Source organism: Mesorhizobium monacense (assembly GCF_056781675.1).
The window spans coordinates 5,236,626-5,252,780 of sequence record NZ_CM165567.1; the positions used below are offsets into that span (position 1 = coordinate 5,236,626).

Consider the following 16,155-nt stretch of genomic DNA (forward strand, 5'->3'; position numbering starts at 1 on the left):
TGCGCGGACCTTTCGTCAAGCCCCCGCGCTATACGCCGCGATGGCCGCCATGTTGACGATGTCCGAGTCCTTGGCGTTCAGCGAGACAATCTGCACCGGCTTGTTGAGGCCAACCAGCAGCGGACCGATGACGGTGGAGCCGCCTAGCTCCTGCAACATTTTGGTCGAGATCGAGGCCGAGTGGAATGCGGGCATGATCAGCACATTGGCCGGGCCAGTGAGCCTTATGAACGGGTATTGCGCCATGGCACGGGCATTCAGCGCCACGTCGGCGGCCATCTCGCCGTCATACTCGAAATCGACGCGGCGCTTGTCGAGGATGCGCACCGCTTCCTGCACGCGCTCGGAGCGTTCGCCCTGAGGATGGCCGAACGTCGAGTAGGCGAGCATGGCGAGCCTCGGCTCGTAGCCCATGCGGCGGGCAAAGCCGGCCGCCTCCTCGGCAATGTCGGCAATCTGCTCGGCATTCGGCATGTCGTGCACGGCGGTGTCGGCGACCAGCACCGTCCGTCCCCGCGCGAGCACAATCGACACGCCGATGACGCGGTGGCCGGGCTTGGCATCGATGATGCGACGGATGTCGTCGAGCGCCGTGGAATAGTTGCGGGTCACGCCTGTGACGATGCCGTCGGCATCGCCCAGCGCCACCATGCAGGCGGCGAAATGGTTGCGATCGTTGTTGATCAGGCGCTGGCAGTCGCGGAACAGGAAGCCCTTGCGCTGCATGCGCTCGTAGAGATAGTCGGTGTAGATGCCGTTGCGGCGCGACAGCCTGGCGTTGATGATCTCGATGCCTTGCTTGTTGAGCTCGATGCCGGCGTGCTTGGCATTCTCCTTGATGACATCGTCGCGGCCGAGCAGGATGGCGGTGCCGAGCTTCTGGTTCACATAGGAGACGGCGGCGCGCATCACCTGCTCTTCCTCGCCCTCGGCGAAGACGATGCGCTTGGGCTGGCGGCGCACGCGGTCGTAGATGCGCTGCAACGTCGAGGCGATCGGGTCGCGGCGGGCCGAAAGCTCCTGCGCGTAGCGATCGAGATCGAGGATCGGCTTGCGGGCGACGCCCGAGTCCATCGCCGCCTTGGCGACCGCAAGCGGGATGGCCGCGATCAGGCGCGGGTCGAACGGCACCGGGATGATGTAGTTGGGGCCGAATTTCGGCCGGTTGCCCTGATAGGCGGCGGCGACGTCGTCGGGCACGTCCTTGCGCGCCAGTTCGGCCAGCGCGTGGGCCGCGGCGATCTTCATCTCGTCATTGATGGTGGTGGCCCTGACATCCAGCGCGCCGCGGAAGATGTAGGGGAAACCGAGCACATTGTTGACCTGGTTCGGATAATCCGAGCGGCCGGTGGCCATGATGGCGTCGGTGCGGATCTCGGCCACTTCCTCCGGCGTGATCTCCGGATCGGGATTGGCCATGGCGAAGATGATCGGGTTCTTGGCCATCGACTGCACCATCTTGGTGGTCAGCGCGCCCTTGGCAGAGAGGCCGAGGAAAACGTCGGCGCCGTCCAGCGCTTCGGCCAGGCTGCGCGCCTCGGTCTTGACCGCATGCGCCGACTTCCACTGGTTCATGCCTTCGGTGCGGCCTTGAAAGACGACGCCCTTGGTGTCGCACAGGATGATGTTTTCCGGCGAAAAACCCATCGCCTTCATCAGCTCGATGCAGGCGATGCCGGCGGCACCGGCGCCGTTGCAGACCATCTTCGTGGTCTTCATGTCGCGGCCGGTGATCTCCAGCGCGTTGATCAGGCCGGCGGCGGAGATGATGGCGGTGCCGTGCTGGTCGTCATGGAAGACCGGAATGTCCATCAATTCGCGCAACCGCTGCTCGATGATGAAGCACTCGGGTGCCTTGATGTCCTCGAGGTTGATGCCGCCGAAGGAGGGCCCGAGGTAGCGCACGCAGTTGATGAACTCGTCGGCATCCTCGGTGTCGACTTCGAGGTCGATGGAATCGACATCGGCGAAGCGCTTGAACAACACCGCCTTGCCTTCCATCACCGGCTTGGAGGCCAGCGCGCCGAGATTGCCGAGACCGAGGATGGCGGTGCCGTTGGAGATGACGGCGACCATGTTGCCGCGCGTCGTATAGTCGAAGGCGAGGCTCGGATCCTCGGCGATGGCGCGCACGGGAACGGCGACACCCGGCGAATAGGCGAGGCTCAGGTCACGCTGCGTCGCCATCGGTTTTGTGGCGACGATCTCCAGCTTGCCCGGGCGGCCCATGGCATGGAATTCCAACGCCTCCTGGGCGCTGACGGAGGGACCGCTGTTTTCGGTTTTCCTGGCCATGATGCTCTTGATTTCCTCGCCGGTGCGGCACCCTTGAGATGGATGCCATGTTTTTGTGAGCTTCCGGATTAAGGCCACACGAGGACGCTGTAAACCGCCAAGCGATCCGGAAATGCGCTTCCAGCATGTCGCGGGCTGTTGGCGGTCCGGCGCTGGCAACAGCAGGAGCGGCCGCTTCTTCCCCTGCTTTTCGAGCCGCCGGCATTAAACCGCGCCATCACATCTGCTAGCGTGCTGGCATGAACATGCACACGCCAACCGAGCCCGACGCCCCAGAGGCGATGACGCCTACGCCCGCCGCCGCGCCAGCCGGCGCCACGCCGATGATGGAGCAGTACATCGAGATCAAGGCGGCGAACCCGGATTCGCTGCTGTTCTACCGCATGGGCGATTTCTACGAGCTGTTCTTCGACGACGCCGAAAAGGCGAGCCGGGCGCTCGGCATCGTCTTGACCAAGCGCGGCAAGCACCAGGGCCACGACATCCCGATGTGCGGCGTGCCGGTGCATGCGGCCGACGACTATCTGCAGAAGCTGATCGGCCAGGGTTTTCGTGTCGCCGTCTGCGAGCAGATCGAGGACCCGGCGGAAGCCAAGAAACGCGGCGGCAAATCGGTGGTGCGCCGCGACGTGGTGCGGCTGGTGACGCCCGGCACCATCACCGAGGACAAATTGCTGGCGCCGTCGGAATCGAGCTTCCTGATGGCGCTGGGGCGGGTGAAGGGCGGGGCCGCCGAGCATTGCTTCGCGCTGGCCTGGATCGAGATCTCGACCGGCGCCTTCCGCGTCGCCGAAACCACCGCCGACCGGCTGCTGGCCGACGTGTTCCGCGTCGATCCGCGCGAGCTGATCGTCGCCGAACCGGTATTCTACGACCCGGAGCTGAAGCCGGTGTTCGACGTCATAGGCCGCGTCGCCAGTCCGCAGCCGCCGTCACTGTTCGATTCGGCATCGGCGGCTGGGCGCATAGCCCGCTTCTTCGAGGTGGCGACGCCGGACAGTTTTGGAACGTTTTCCCGCGCCGAGCTGTCGGCGATCTCCGGCACTATTGCCTATGTCGAGAAGACGCAGAAGGCCGAGCGGCCGCCACTGTCTAGGCCCGAACGCGAGGAAGCCGGCTCGACGCTGTTCATCGACCCCGCGACGCGCGGCAATCTGGAGCTGCTGCGCACTTTGTCGGGCAGCCGCGACGGCTCGCTGTTCAAGGCGATCGACCGCACGGTGACCGGCGGCGGCGCAAGACTGCTGGCCGACCGGCTGATGGCGCCGCTGACCGACCCGGCGGCGATCGGGGCGAGGCTGGATTCGGTGTCGTTCTTCCGTTCCGAGACGCGGCTCTGCCAGGCAGTGCAGACGAACCTGAAGAGCGTCGCCGACATGCCGCGCGCGCTGTCCAGGCTGGCGCTCAACCGCGGCGGTCCGCGCGATCTCGGCGCGCTGCGCGCCGGCTTCGAGGCGGCAGGCACAATTGCCGATATCTTTGCCGCGACAGCCCTGCCCCAGGAATTGGCGGCGGCGCTCACCGCCATCAAGGCGTTGCCGCGCATGCTCTCAGAGCATCTCAGCCAGGCGCTCAGCGAGGAGTTGCCGCTGCTCAAGCGCGACGGCGGCTTCGTGCGCGGCGGCTACCATCCCGAACTCGACGAGATGCGGGCACTGCGCGACGAATCCCGAAAAGTGATCGCCGGGCTGGAGCGCTCGCTGATCGAGGAGACCGGCATCCGCTCGCTGAAGATCCGGCACAACAATGTGCTCGGCTATTACATCGAGGTGACCGCCAATCACCACTCGATCATGACCGGCAGCGACGCCGCCAAGGCGCGCTTCATCCATCGCCAGACCATGGCCAACGCCATGCGGTTTACCACGACGGAGCTCGCCGAACTCGAGACAAAAATCGCCAACGCCGCCGACCGGGCGCTTAGCATCGAACTGGCCACTTTCGACAGGCTGACGGCGGAAGTGGTCGGCGAGGCAGACAGCATCCGCGCCGGCGCCGAGGCGCTTGCCGTGATTGACGTGTCGGCGGCGCTTGCCCTGCTTTCGGAAAGCGAGGCCTGGTGCCGTCCTGTGGTGGATTCCAGCCTTGCCTTCGATATCTCCGGTGGGCGGCATCCGGTGGTCGAACAGGCATTGCGGCGTTCGGGCGAAGGACCGTTCGTCGCCAATGATTGCGACCTGTCGCCGGAAGGCGGCGCGAAGAACGGCGCGATCTGGCTGCTGACCGGCCCCAACATGGGCGGCAAATCAACCTTCCTGCGGCAGAACGCGCTGATCGCCATCCTTGCCCAGACGGGCTCGTTCGTGCCGGCGACATCTGCCCACATCGGCGTCGTCGACCGGCTGTTCTCGCGTGTCGGCGCGTCGGACGATTTGGCGCGCGGCCGTTCGACCTTCATGGTCGAGATGGTCGAGACGGCGGCGATCCTCAACCAGGCCGGCGAACGGGCGCTGGTCATCCTGGATGAAATCGGCCGCGGCACCGCCACCTTCGACGGCCTGTCGATCGCCTGGGCGGCGGTCGAATATCTGCATGAGAAGAACCGCTGCCGGGCGATCTTCGCCACCCATTTCCACGAGATGACGGCGCTGGCGGGCAAGCTGCCGCGGCTGCACAACGTCACCATGCGGGTCAAGGAATGGGAAGGCGACGTGGTCTTCCTGCACGAGGTCGGCAAGGGTGCCGCAGACCGCTCCTACGGCGTCCAGGTGGCGCGGCTCGCCGGCCTGCCGGAAGCCGTGGTCGGGCGGGCGAAGGAGGTGCTGCACCAGCTGGAGGAAGGCGAGGTTTCGGGCAAGGCAAACCGCCTAGTGGACGACCTGCCGCTGTTTTCGGTGGCGGTGAAGCGGGAAGCGTCGAAACCGGTCAAGAACGATGCGCTGGGCGAGGCACTCGGCGCGATCAATCCTGACGAGATGACGCCACGCGAGGCGCTGGAGGCGCTGTACAGGCTGAAGGGGATGGCAGGGAAGTAAGAGCGGCGTCGCCGAAGCTGCCGCTCAAATCATCTCCAGCCCGCGCTTGCGGGTCGGCGGCGGAAAGGCGCGGTCGAGCTCGGCGAGATCCTCTGAACTCAGCCTGATGTCGAGTGCGGCGGCGTTCTGGCGCACATGCTCCTGCTTCGTCGCTTTTGGTATGGCGATGACGTCCGTCTGTGCCATCACCCAGGCAAGCGCGATCTGCGCCGGGGTAGCATTTTGGCGGGCGGCGATGGCCTCGAGCCTGGTGTTGCGCGCCAACGCACCCTGCTCGACCGGCGAATAGGCCATCAGCGGAATGCCGCGTTGCCGGCTCCACGGCGCAAGGTCGAATTCGGGGCCGCGCCGCGACAGATTGTAGAGCACCTGGTTGGTCTGGACACTGCCGCCGTCAGGCAGGCCGACCAGTTCCTCCATCTCGTCGGTGTCGAAATTGCTGACGCCCCAATGACGGATCTTGCCAGCCTTTTTCAGCGCCTCGAACGCCTCGACCGTCTCCGCCAAAGGCACGCTGCCCGGCCAATGCAGAAGATAGAGATCGATGTGGTCGGTCGCGAGGCGTTCCAGGCTGCTCTCGCAGGCCCGCTTCACGCCGGCGCGAGAGGCGTTGGAGGGCAGCACCTTGGAGACCAGGAAGGTCTCGTCGCGACGCCCGGCAATAGCCTCCGCCACCACCTCCTCGGCGCCGCCACTGGCATACATTTCGGCGGTGTCGATCAGCGTGACGCCAAGGTCCAGGCCGAGCTGCAGGGCCTTCACCTCATCGGCACGGCGACGGGCATCCTCGCCCATTTTCCAGGTGCCCTGGCCGAGCACGGGAACGGCTTCGCCGGAGGGCAGCGTGGTGGTTCTGATCGTTGACGGCATGGCATGCTCCACTTGGTGCCGGATCGCAGCACAGGCGACGTGGGAAATCCAGACGAAAGTCCCGTCCGGACGGTCCCGGCCTGCTGCTACTTCACCGGATGAGCGGCGAGCCAGGCCTGCATCTCTTTGATCTCGGCTTCCTGCGCGGCGATGACGCCCTCGGCCAGCTTGCGGATTTCCGGGTCCTTGCCGTTGGCAAGCTCGACCTTGGCCATGTCGATCGCGCCTTGATGATGCGGGATCATGCCGCGGACGAAATCGACGTCGGCATTGCCGGTACTTTCGATCGCCATCATGTCGGCGTGCATCTTGTCCATCGCCGCCTTGTAGCCAGCGGCCGAAGGGCTGTCGGCGCCCATCGCCATGCCGGACATGTCGTGCTTCATCTCCTCCGATTGTGCAGGAACGCTTTCGAGGAACACTGCGAGCAGCATTCCCGCCGCCATCAGCAAAAGCACAGTCTTCTTGGCCAAATTCATCCGTGATCTCCTGTTGAATGGAATTCCGTATTTGGGAGCTTTGCTCAGAGTTTCAACGTTCTCAGCCGCAACGCGTTGCCGATGACCGAGACCGAGGACAGGCTCATCGCCGCCGCCGCCAGCATCGGCGACAAAAGCGTGCCGGTGAGCGGATAGAACACGCCGGCGGCGACCGGTACGCCGAGCACGTTGTAGAGGAAGGCGAAGAAAAGGTTCTGGCGGATGTTGCGGATCGTCGCCTGGGCAAGCGTGCGCGCCCTGACGATGCCGTTGAGGTCGCCCTTGACCAGGGTGATCCCGGCGCTTTCGACCGCGACATCGGCGCCGGTGCCCATGGCGATGCCGACATCGGCGGCAGCAAGTGCCGGCGCATCATTGACGCCGTCGCCGGCCATGGCGACCCCTGCGCCTTTCGAGCGCAATTCCTCGACAAGGGCCGCCTTCTGTTCCGGCAGCATGCCGGCGCGAACCTCGTCGATGCCGAGCTTGCCGGCTATGGCCTTGGCCGTGCGCTCATTGTCGCCGGTCGCCATGATGATCCTCAAGCCCCTGTCATGCAGCGCCTTGATCGCCTCCGCTGTCGTCGCCTTGACCGGATCGGCGACGGCGACGATGCCCGCCAGACTTTTCCCCACGGCAACGAACATCACCGTCTTGCCGTCCGTTTGCAGCGCCGTTGCCTGTCCACCGAGCGGCGCGGTGTCGATGCCGAAATCGGCCATCATCGCTGCGTTGCCGAGCGCAACCTTGCTGCCCGACACCGTGCCGGAGACGCCCTTGCCGGTGACCGCCTCGAAATCGCTGGCGCCGGCGACCTTCAGGCCCCGTTCGCCGGCGCCATCGACGATGGCCTCGGCCAGCGGATGCTCCGAACCCTTTTCGAGGGCGGCAGCGAGTGCCAGCAATTCATTCTCCGCCATGCCTTCGGCGGCGACGACATCGGTCAATCGCGGCCGGCCCTCGGTCAAGGTGCCGGTCTTGTCGACGATCAGCGTATCGACCGAAGCAAAGCGTTCGAGCGCCGCGGCCTCCTTGATCAGCACGCCGGCATGGGCGCCGCGCCCGGTCGCGGTCATGATCGACATCGGCGTCGCCAGGCCGAGCGCGCAGGGACAGGCAATGATCAGAACCGACACCGCCGAAACGATGGCGAAGATCAGGCTGGGCTGGGGACCGAGGATTGCCCAGGCCGCGAAGGCGATGATCGCGACCAGCACGACGGCAGGGACGAAATAGAAGGAGACGCGATCGGCCAGTCCCTGGATCGGCGCGCGCGAACGCTGCGCCTTGGCGACGAGCTCGACGATGCGGGCCAGCGTCGTCTCGGCGCCGATCCGCTCGGCGCGCATGACCAGCGAGCCGTTCTTGTTGAGCGTGCCACCGGTCAGGGCATCGCCTTCGGTCTTTTCGACCGGCAGGGGCTCGCCAGATATCATCGATTCGTCGACCGAGGAGCGGCCTTCGAGCACGGTGCCGTCGACCGGCACGGCATCGCCGGGGCGGATGCGCAGTCGGTCACCGGCCTTGACCGTGTCGAGCGGCACGTCCGTCTCGGAACCGTCCGCGCCGATCAGCCTGGCCGTCTTCGGCGCCAGGTCTAGCAAGGCGCGGATCGCCGAGCCGGTCTTTTCACGGGCGCGCAGTTCGAGAACCTGGCCGAGGAACACCAGCGCGACGATGACGGCGGCGGCCTCGAAATAGACCGGGACAGTGCCGCCGTGGCCGCGGAACTGATGCGGAAATATATCCGGAAACAGCGTGGCGATGACGCTGTAGAGGTAAGCGGCGCCGACGCCCAGCGAAATCAGCGTCCACATGTTGGGGCTGCGGTTGAGGACCGACTGCCAGCCGCGATGGAAGAAGGGGAATGCCGCCCACAGCACCACCGGGCTCGCCAGCGCCAGTTCAAGCCAGGTCTTCGACCGATCGTCGATGAGGCTTTCGAAGCTCAGGCCGAGCATCGGCGCCATGGCGCCGATCAGCAAGGGCAAGGACAGCACCGCGCTGACCCAGAAGCGCCTTGTGAAATCGACCAGTTCCGGGTTCGGACCCTCGTCGCCGGTCGGCACGCCCATCGGCTCCAGCGCCATGCCGCAGATCGGGCAGGCGCCAGGCTTGTCGCGAATGATTTCGGGATGCATCGGGCAGGTGTATTGCGTGCCTTTCGGCATCGCCTGCGACTCAGGCCTATCGCCGAGATATTTTGCGGGTTCCGCCTCGAACTTCGACCTGCACCCGGCGGAACAGAAATAGAGGCCCTGACCCTCGTGACGCAAAAAGTACTTTGCGGTGGCGCGGTCGACGCTCATGCCGCACACGGGATCGGTGGCCGTCAGGTATTTTTCCGGCTCGGCGACGAATTTCGCGCGGCAGCGCTCGCTGCAGAAATGGTGAACCTGACCGCCATGCTCGGCCATCGGCTTGCCGGCGGCCGGATCGACGGTCATACCGCAGACCGGATCGCGGACGACGGCCGCCGCGCTTGGCGCGGCACCTTTCGCGGAGCAGCAGCCTCCGGCGTGCGCGTGGTGATCATGGTCGGAATGGGCCATCCGGAATGCCTCTGATGTCTCGATCTGGTGCGGAGGTAGGGCTTCCAGTAACTGGAAGGTCAAGGGCGAGTTTCAACTTTTCGTGCCGTGGCGCAGTCGAAATCGCATTGGCAAAGAAATACCGCGCGCGGTTGCGCCCATATGCTATGGACGCCCACTTCCCGCAATCGCATCGATCCCGCTCAAATGAAGTGTCTGGTCATCAACCTCGATCGGTCCGCCGACAGACTTGCCCATATCAAGGGCGAGTTCTCGCGCATCGGCGTGGGATTCGAGCGGGTCGCCGCGATCGACGCGCAGGAACGGCCGGATCTGGCCTCGATGCCGCTCAAGGTCAGGCGCATATCGCCATGGCGCCTCGCTGACGCCGAGATCGCCTGCCTGCTCAGCCACAGGGCTTGCTGGACGATCATCGCGGCAGGCGAGGATAGCTGCGGCGCCATCTTCGAGGACGATGTCATCTTTTCCGGGAGAGCCGGCGCATTGCTCGCCGATCCCAGCTGGATTCCCGCCGACGCCGACATCGTCAAGCTTGAGACGTTCCTCAACAGGACCACGATCGCGCGCAAACGCATTGCCGCCGGCCACGGGTTTTCAGTCAGCAGGCTGCACGCAACCCATATCGGTTCGGCCGGCTACATCCTCTCACGACAGGCGGCGAGCGATCTCATCAAGGCTACCGAAGATATCGGCATCCCGGTCGATCAGCTCCTCTTCAATCCGAAATTCGAGACATCGTCGAGCAAGACGATCTACCAGATGGTTCCGGCGCTGTGTGTGCAGGGCCAGTTCCTGGCAGGCGCTGCTGTCCGGCTGCCGAGCCTGCTAAGGCAGGATCGCGACGATCAGCGCGCCACGAGCGGCACGGACAGAAAACGCAAGAAGTCCACCATCACCAGGGTAAGGCTCGAGATCAGGCGCCTGGCACGGCAGTTTGTCGATTTCTGCCGGCTGCGTCAGTGGAAGACCATCCCATTCGAACACCAGGGCAAGCGTGTTCGACCGCCCCATACCCAGCACCGCGAAAACGCGCTATAGACGCCGCCAAAAAGGCGAGACCCAACCTCCGCATATGGCAAAAATATCCCTGAAACTCGACGAGCTGATCGACGGCGACGCCTTGCGCCGCGAGATGACGGCACTGACCGCGGCAACGGCCGGCGACGGCTCCGGCCAGGCCACGCGGGGCCGCGTCCTCCAACTGCTCAAAGGCCGGCTCGCCGACGGCCGCAAGGTCGCCGAGACCATGCTGAAGGACGACGGCGGCGGCACCGCCTGCGCCGCCCGGCTGTCGCATCTCATGGACGAGATCATCCGCGCGCTCTACGATTTCGCGGCGACCCATGTCTACCGCGTCAAGAACCCGTCTTCGGCCGAACGCATGGCCGTGGTCGCGGTCGGCGGCTATGGCCGCGGCACGCTGGCGCCGGGCTCCGACATCGACCTGCTGTTCCTGCTGCCCTACAAGCAGACGCCGTGGGGCGAGCAGATCGTCGAATACATGCTCTACATGCTGTGGGATCTCGGCCTGAAGGTCGGCCACGCCACCCGCAACATCGACGAGTGTCTGAGGCTGTCGCGCACCGACATCACCATCCGCACCTCGATCCTGGAAGCGCGTTTCCTTTGGGGCGAGCTGAAACTCTATGACGAGCTCCTGCTGCGCTTCGACCACGAGGTGGTGCGCACGACAGGGCCCGAATATGTGCAGGCGAAGCTTGCCGAGCGCGATGAGCGCCATGCCAAGGCCGGCGAAAGCCGCTATCTCGTCGAACCCAATGTCAAGGACGGCAAGGGCGGCCTGCGCGACCTGCAGACCCTGTTCTGGATCGCCAAGTATTTCTACCGGGTGCGCACCGGCGGGGAGCTGGTCGACAAGGGCGTTTTCACGGAAGCCGAATACCGCGAGTTCCAGAAAGCCGAGGATTTTCTCTGGGCGGTGCGCTGCCACATGCATTTCCTCACCGGCAAGCCCGAGGAGCGGCTGCATTTCGACATCCAGCGCGAGATCGCCGAGCGGCTGGGCTACACCACCCATCCCGGCCTGTCGGCGGTCGAGCGCTTCATGAAGCACTACTTCCTCGTCGCCAAGGATGTGGGCGACCTGACCCGCATCTTCTGCGCGGCGCTGGAGGAGGAACAGGCCAAGCACGTGCCGGGCTTCAACCGCATCTTCCTCACCTTCTCGCGCCGCAAGCGCAAGCTCGCCGGCACGTCCGATTTCATCGTCGACAACCACCGCATCAACGTCGCCGACGACCTGGTGTTCGAGCGCGATCCGGTCAATCTCTTGCGGCTGTTCTGGTTCGCCGACAAGCACGGGCTGGAGTTCCATCCCGACGCGCTGAAGCTCCTGACCCGTTCGCTCGGCCTGGTCGGCAAGGCGCTCAGGCGCGACGAGGAAGCCAACCGGCTGTTCCTCGACATCTTGACCTCGGATCGCAACGCCGAGCTCAATCTCAGGCGCATGAACGAGGCGGGGCTGCTCGGCAGATTGATCCCCGATTTCGGCAAGATCGTCGCCATGATGCAGTTCTCGATGTACCACCACTATACGGTGGACGAGCACCTGATCCGCTGCATCGGCGTGCTGGCCGAGATCGAGCGCGGCGACGGCGAGAAGGTGCATCCGCTGTCCCACACGCTGATGCCGGGACTGAAGAAGAGCCGCGAGGCGCTCTATGTGGTGGTGCTGCTGCACGATATCGCCAAGGGGCGTCTGGAGGACCATTCGGAGGCCGGCGCGCGCATCGCACGGCGCATCTGCCCGCATATGGGGCTGTCGGCGGCCGACACCGAAACCGTCGCCTGGCTGGTCGAGAACCACTTGGTCATGTCGATGACGGCGCAGACGCGCGACCTCAACGACCGCAAGACGATCGAGGATTTCGCCTCGATCGTGCAGTCGGTCGAGCGGCTGAAGCTGTTGCTGATCCTGACCGTCTGCGACATCAGAGGCGTCGGGCCTGGCGTGTGGAACGGCTGGAAGGGACAGTTGCTGCGCACGCTCTACTACGAGACCGAACTGCTTCTCACCGGCGGCTTCTCGGAAGTGTCGCGCGCCGAGCGCACTGCCGCCGCGCGCGAGCGGCTGGCCGAGGCGCTGGCCGAATGGCCGGCCAAGGACCGCAAGCGCTATGTCGCCCAGCATTACGAGAACTACCTGCTGACCGTGGACCTAGCCGACCAGCTGCGCCACGCCGAATTCATCCGCGAGGCGGACGCGGCAGGCAAGAAGCTCGCCACCATGGTCAAGACCCATCAGTTCGAGGCGGTGACCGAGATCACCGTTCTAGCGCAGGACCATCCGCGCCTGCTGTCGGTGATCGCCGGCGCCTGCGCCGGGGCCGGCGGCAACATCGTCGACGCGCAGATCTTCACCACCTCCGACGGCCGCGCGCTGGACACCATCCTGATCAGCCGGGAATTCGACCTCGACGAAGATGAGCGTCGCCGCGCCGAGCGCGTCGGCCGATTGATCGAGGACGTGCTGTCGGGCAAGAGCTGGCTGCCCGAAATGATTGAGAAGCGCACCAAGCCCCGGCGCGGCGCCAAGGTCTTCCGCATTCAGCCGCGCGCCGAAATCCGGAACTCGCTGTCGAATCGCTTCTCGGTGATCGAGATCGAGGGGCTGGACCGGCCGGGCCTGCTGTCGGAGATCACCGGCGCGCTGTCGGACCTGTCGCTCGACATCGCCTCGGCGCACATCACCACCTTCGGCGAAAAGGTGATCGACACCTTCTATGTCACCGACCTGACGGGGCAGAAGATCGACAGCCCGACTCGCATGGCCACCATTCACAAAAGGCTGATCGAGACCCTCGAAGGCACCGCGCCGGAGCGCAACGGCAAGGCCAAGGCGGCCGCCGAGTGAGGATCACCATCACTTTGTCCCATTCCCACGGTCAGTCTCCCCGCGCATGAGCCTTGTCAAGAAATTCGCCACCGTCGCGTCCGGCACGCTGATGAGCCGCGCCCTCGGCTTCGGCCGCGAGATGCTGATGGCGGCCGCACTCGGCACCGGGCCGGTCGCCGACGCCTTCAACGCCGCCTTCCAGTTTCCCAACACCTTCCGCCGGCTGTTCGCCGAAGGTGCCTTCAACGCCGCCTTCGTGCCGCTGTTCGCCAAGGAGATCGAGACCCACGGCACCGAGGGCGCCAAGCGCTTTTCCGAAGAGGTGTTCGGCGTGCTGTTCACGGCGCTGCTGGCGCTGACCATCGTCATGGAACTGGCGATGCCGCTGATCGTGCGCTACCTGGTGGCGCCGGGCTTTGCCGACACGCCGGGCAAGTTCGAGACGACGGTTCGGCTTGCGACCATCATGTTTCCCTACCTGATCTGCATGTCGCTCGGCGCCATGATGGCCGGCATGCTGAATTCGCTGCGCCGCTATTTCGCCGCCGCGGTGGCGCCGGTGTTCCTCAACATCATCCTGATCGGGGTGCTGGCCTATGCCTGGTACAATGGACTGGACGCCCATGCCGTCGGCTTCGGCCTGTCCTGGGGCGTGCTAGCGGCGGGGCTGGTGCAGCTGGCCATCGTCTGGGTGGCGGTCCGCCATGCCGGCATCTCGATCGGTTTTCGCCGGCCGAAGATGACGCCCAGTGTCAAGCGGCTGTTGATCCTGGCGCTGCCGGCGGCGATCACCGGCGGCATCACCCAGATCAACCAGCTGATCGGCACTGCGATCGCCTCGGCGCAGGACAGCGCCGTCTCCTCGCTCGCCTATGCCGACCGCATCTACCAGCTGCCGCTCGGCGTCGTCGGCGTCGCCGTGGCGATCGTGCTGTTGCCGGAACTGTCGCGGGCGCTGAAGTCGGGCAACCTGATCGAGGCCGCCAACCTCCAGAACCGCTCGGTCGAGTTCACGCTGTTCATGACCTTGCCGGCGGCAGCCGCCCTCTGGGTCATGTCCGAGCCGATCGTGCGGCTGGTCTATGAGCGCGGCGCCTTTGCCGCCAACCACTCGACGCCGACGGTGGCGGCGATCTTGGCGATCTTCGGCCTCGGCCTGCCGGCCTTCGTGCTGATCAAGGCGTTTACCCCCGGCTATTTCGCCCGCGAGGACACGCGCACGCCAATGATGTTTGCCGCTATCTCGGTGGCGGTGAACGTCGCGACCGCACTGACCCTGTTTCCGAAGATGGGCGCGCCGGGCATTGCGGTGGCGTCGGCCGTCGCCGGCTGGGTCAATGCGCTGATGCTGCTTGCCGTGCTGATCCGGCGCGGCCATTGGGGCCGCGACGTGCCGCTGCTGAAACGCATTCCACGGCTGGTGCTGTCGGCGGCGGTGATGGCAGCGGCGCTCTATTTCGCCGAACACTGGTTGGCCGTCAGGCTTGGCCCCGGCTCGCCACTGGTGGTCAAGGCGACAACGCTGCTCAGTCTCGTCGCCGGCGGTGCACTGCTCTATTTCATCACCGCCTTCGCCACCGGCGGCGCCGATTTCGGCATGATCCGGCGCAATGTCAAACGCGGCTCGCCAAAGGCACCGCCGCAGGCAAAAGCCGATTTGGACGAGTAGGTCGTCCTTCGGGGTGTTGGCGCTGCCCCTCATCCGCCTGCCGGCACCTTCTCCCCGTATAATGACGGGGAGAAGATGGCTGGCGGTGACCGCGGCGCTGTTTCTGCAACGCTGGAGATTGGCGAAATCGCCGATGAGAGCGTCCCTCTCCCCGTCACTATACGGGGAGAGGATGCCGGCAGGCAGGTGAGGGGCGGCGCCATCGCCTCGAAACGAGACGGCACATTCAGGCCTGAAGTGATTGTCTTGCCCCGAGACAGCGTCGGTCTTGATCAGAGCGCAAGTCTCGTCCATAAGCGCGCCGTCGCAAGACTTTCGCCGCGCGCGAAACGGCCCTCCACAAGCCATGAGGACATCATGACCGCCTTCAAACCGCTCGTCTTTTCAGGCGTCCAGCCGACCGGCAATCTGCATCTCGGCAACTATCTCGGCGCCATCAAGAAATTCGTCGCCCTGCAGGACACGTCCGACTGCATCTATTGCGTCGTCGACCTGCATTCGCTGACCGCGCAACTCGTTTATGAGGACCTTGCCGACCAGACGCGCTCGATCACCGCGGCCTTCCTCGCCTCGGGCATCGACCCGAAGAAGCACATCGTCTTCAACCAGTCGCGGGTTATGCAGCATGCCGAGCTTGCCTGGATCTTCAACTGCGTGGCGCGCATCGGCTGGATGAACCGCATGACGCAGTTCAAGGACAAGGCCGGCAAGGACCGCGAGAACGCCTCGCTCGGCCTGCTTGCCTATCCGAGCCTGATGGCTGCCGACATCCTGCTCTATCGTGCCACGCACGTGCCAGTGGGCGAGGACCAGAAGCAGCATCTGGAGCTGACCCGCGACATCGCGCAAAAATTCAACAACGACTTTTCGGACCGCATCGCGGCGCTTGGCGTCGGCGTCGAGATGCAGGTCGGCGAGGAGACGGTGAATGGCTATTTCCCGCTGACCGAACCGGTCATCGGCGGGCCGGCGGCGCGCATCATGAGCTTGCGCGACGGCTCCAAGAAGATGTCGAAGTCGGACCCGTCGGATCTGTCGCGCATCAATTTGACCGACGATGCCGACACCATCTCGAAGAAGATCCGCAAGGCCAAGACCGACCCGGAAGCCTTGCCGAGCGAGCTCGACGGCCTTGCCGGCCGGCCCGAGGCGGAAAACCTGGTCGGCATCTATGCCGGCCTCGCCGAACTCTCGAAGTCGGATGTGCTGAAGGAGTTCGGCGGCCAACAGTTTTCGGTGTTCAAGCCGGCGCTGGCCGACCTTGCCGTCGACAGGCTGGCACCGATCGCCGGCGAGATGCGCCGCATCGAAGGCGACCGTGCCTATGTCGACGCGGTGCTGAGGGACGGCGGCGAACGCGCCGGCACTTTGGCGGAATCCACGATGAAGACGGTGCGCGACATCATCGGCCTGCTGCAGAGCTGACCCGTCCAACACCGCGATAGTGGCCGCCCGCTTG

General features: G+C 65.1%; 9 protein-coding genes. 5 read left to right on the forward strand and 4 right to left on the reverse strand.

Annotation, left to right across the window (positions count from 1 at the left end):
• Positions 1-15 precede the first annotated feature (15 nt).
• Positions 16-2,295, reverse strand: a complete 2,280-nt coding sequence (locus AC1RUK_RS25085) for an NADP-dependent malic enzyme (protein ID WP_481838502.1) — start codon at positions 2,293-2,295, stop codon at positions 16-18.
• Positions 2,296-2,534: 239 nt separating this feature from the next.
• Here AC1RUK_RS25085 and mutS point away from each other — a divergent pair, with 239 nt between their 5' ends.
• Complete coding sequence (mutS, locus tag AC1RUK_RS25090) at positions 2,535-5,270, forward strand: DNA mismatch repair protein MutS (protein ID WP_481838501.1); 2,736 nt, start codon at positions 2,535-2,537, stop codon at positions 5,268-5,270.
• Between the two features lie 24 nt (positions 5,271-5,294).
• Here mutS and AC1RUK_RS25095 read toward each other — a convergent pair whose 3' ends face one another.
• From AC1RUK_RS25095 to AC1RUK_RS25105, 3 genes are all read right to left on the reverse strand, one after another.
• Positions 5,295-6,140 carry an aldo/keto reductase gene (locus AC1RUK_RS25095; RefSeq protein ID WP_481838500.1) on the reverse strand — a complete coding sequence of 282 codons (846 nt, stop codon included), beginning with the start codon at positions 6,138-6,140 and terminating at the stop codon, positions 5,295-5,297.
• An 86-nt stretch (positions 6,141-6,226) separates the two neighbouring features.
• Complete coding sequence (gene copM / locus AC1RUK_RS25100) at positions 6,227-6,619, reverse strand: CopM family metallochaperone (RefSeq protein WP_481838499.1); 393 nt, start codon at positions 6,617-6,619, stop codon at positions 6,227-6,229.
• 44 nt (positions 6,620-6,663) lie between these two features.
• The gene (locus AC1RUK_RS25105; RefSeq protein ID WP_481838498.1) at positions 6,664-9,171 is read right to left on the reverse strand and encodes a heavy metal translocating P-type ATPase; all 2,508 of its coding nucleotides are present in this window, start codon (positions 9,169-9,171) and stop codon (positions 6,664-6,666) included.
• A gap of 186 nt (positions 9,172-9,357) precedes the next feature.
• On the opposite strand from AC1RUK_RS25105, the gene AC1RUK_RS25110 reads away from it, so the two are divergent.
• The 4 genes from AC1RUK_RS25110 (at position 9,358) to trpS (ending at position 16,121) form a co-directional block, all read left to right on the forward strand.
• Positions 9,358-10,209 (forward strand): glycosyltransferase family 25 protein, encoded by an 852-nt coding sequence (locus AC1RUK_RS25110; protein ID WP_481838497.1) that lies wholly within the window; start codon positions 9,358-9,360, stop codon positions 10,207-10,209.
• Positions 10,210-10,243: 34 nt separating this feature from the next.
• The gene (locus tag AC1RUK_RS25115) at positions 10,244-13,045 is read left to right on the forward strand and encodes a [protein-PII] uridylyltransferase (protein WP_481838496.1); all 2,802 of its coding nucleotides are present in this window, start codon (positions 10,244-10,246) and stop codon (positions 13,043-13,045) included.
• 46 nt (positions 13,046-13,091) lie between these two features.
• On the forward strand, positions 13,092-14,696 hold the full coding sequence (gene murJ / locus AC1RUK_RS25120) for a murein biosynthesis integral membrane protein MurJ (protein ID WP_481838495.1): 1,605 nt from the start codon (positions 13,092-13,094) through the stop codon (positions 14,694-14,696).
• 357 nt (positions 14,697-15,053) lie between these two features.
• Entirely contained in the window at positions 15,054-16,121 is a 1,068-nt protein-coding gene (gene trpS / locus AC1RUK_RS25125) for a tryptophan--tRNA ligase (protein ID WP_481838494.1), read from the forward strand.
• Positions 16,122-16,155: the final 34 nt, after the last annotated feature.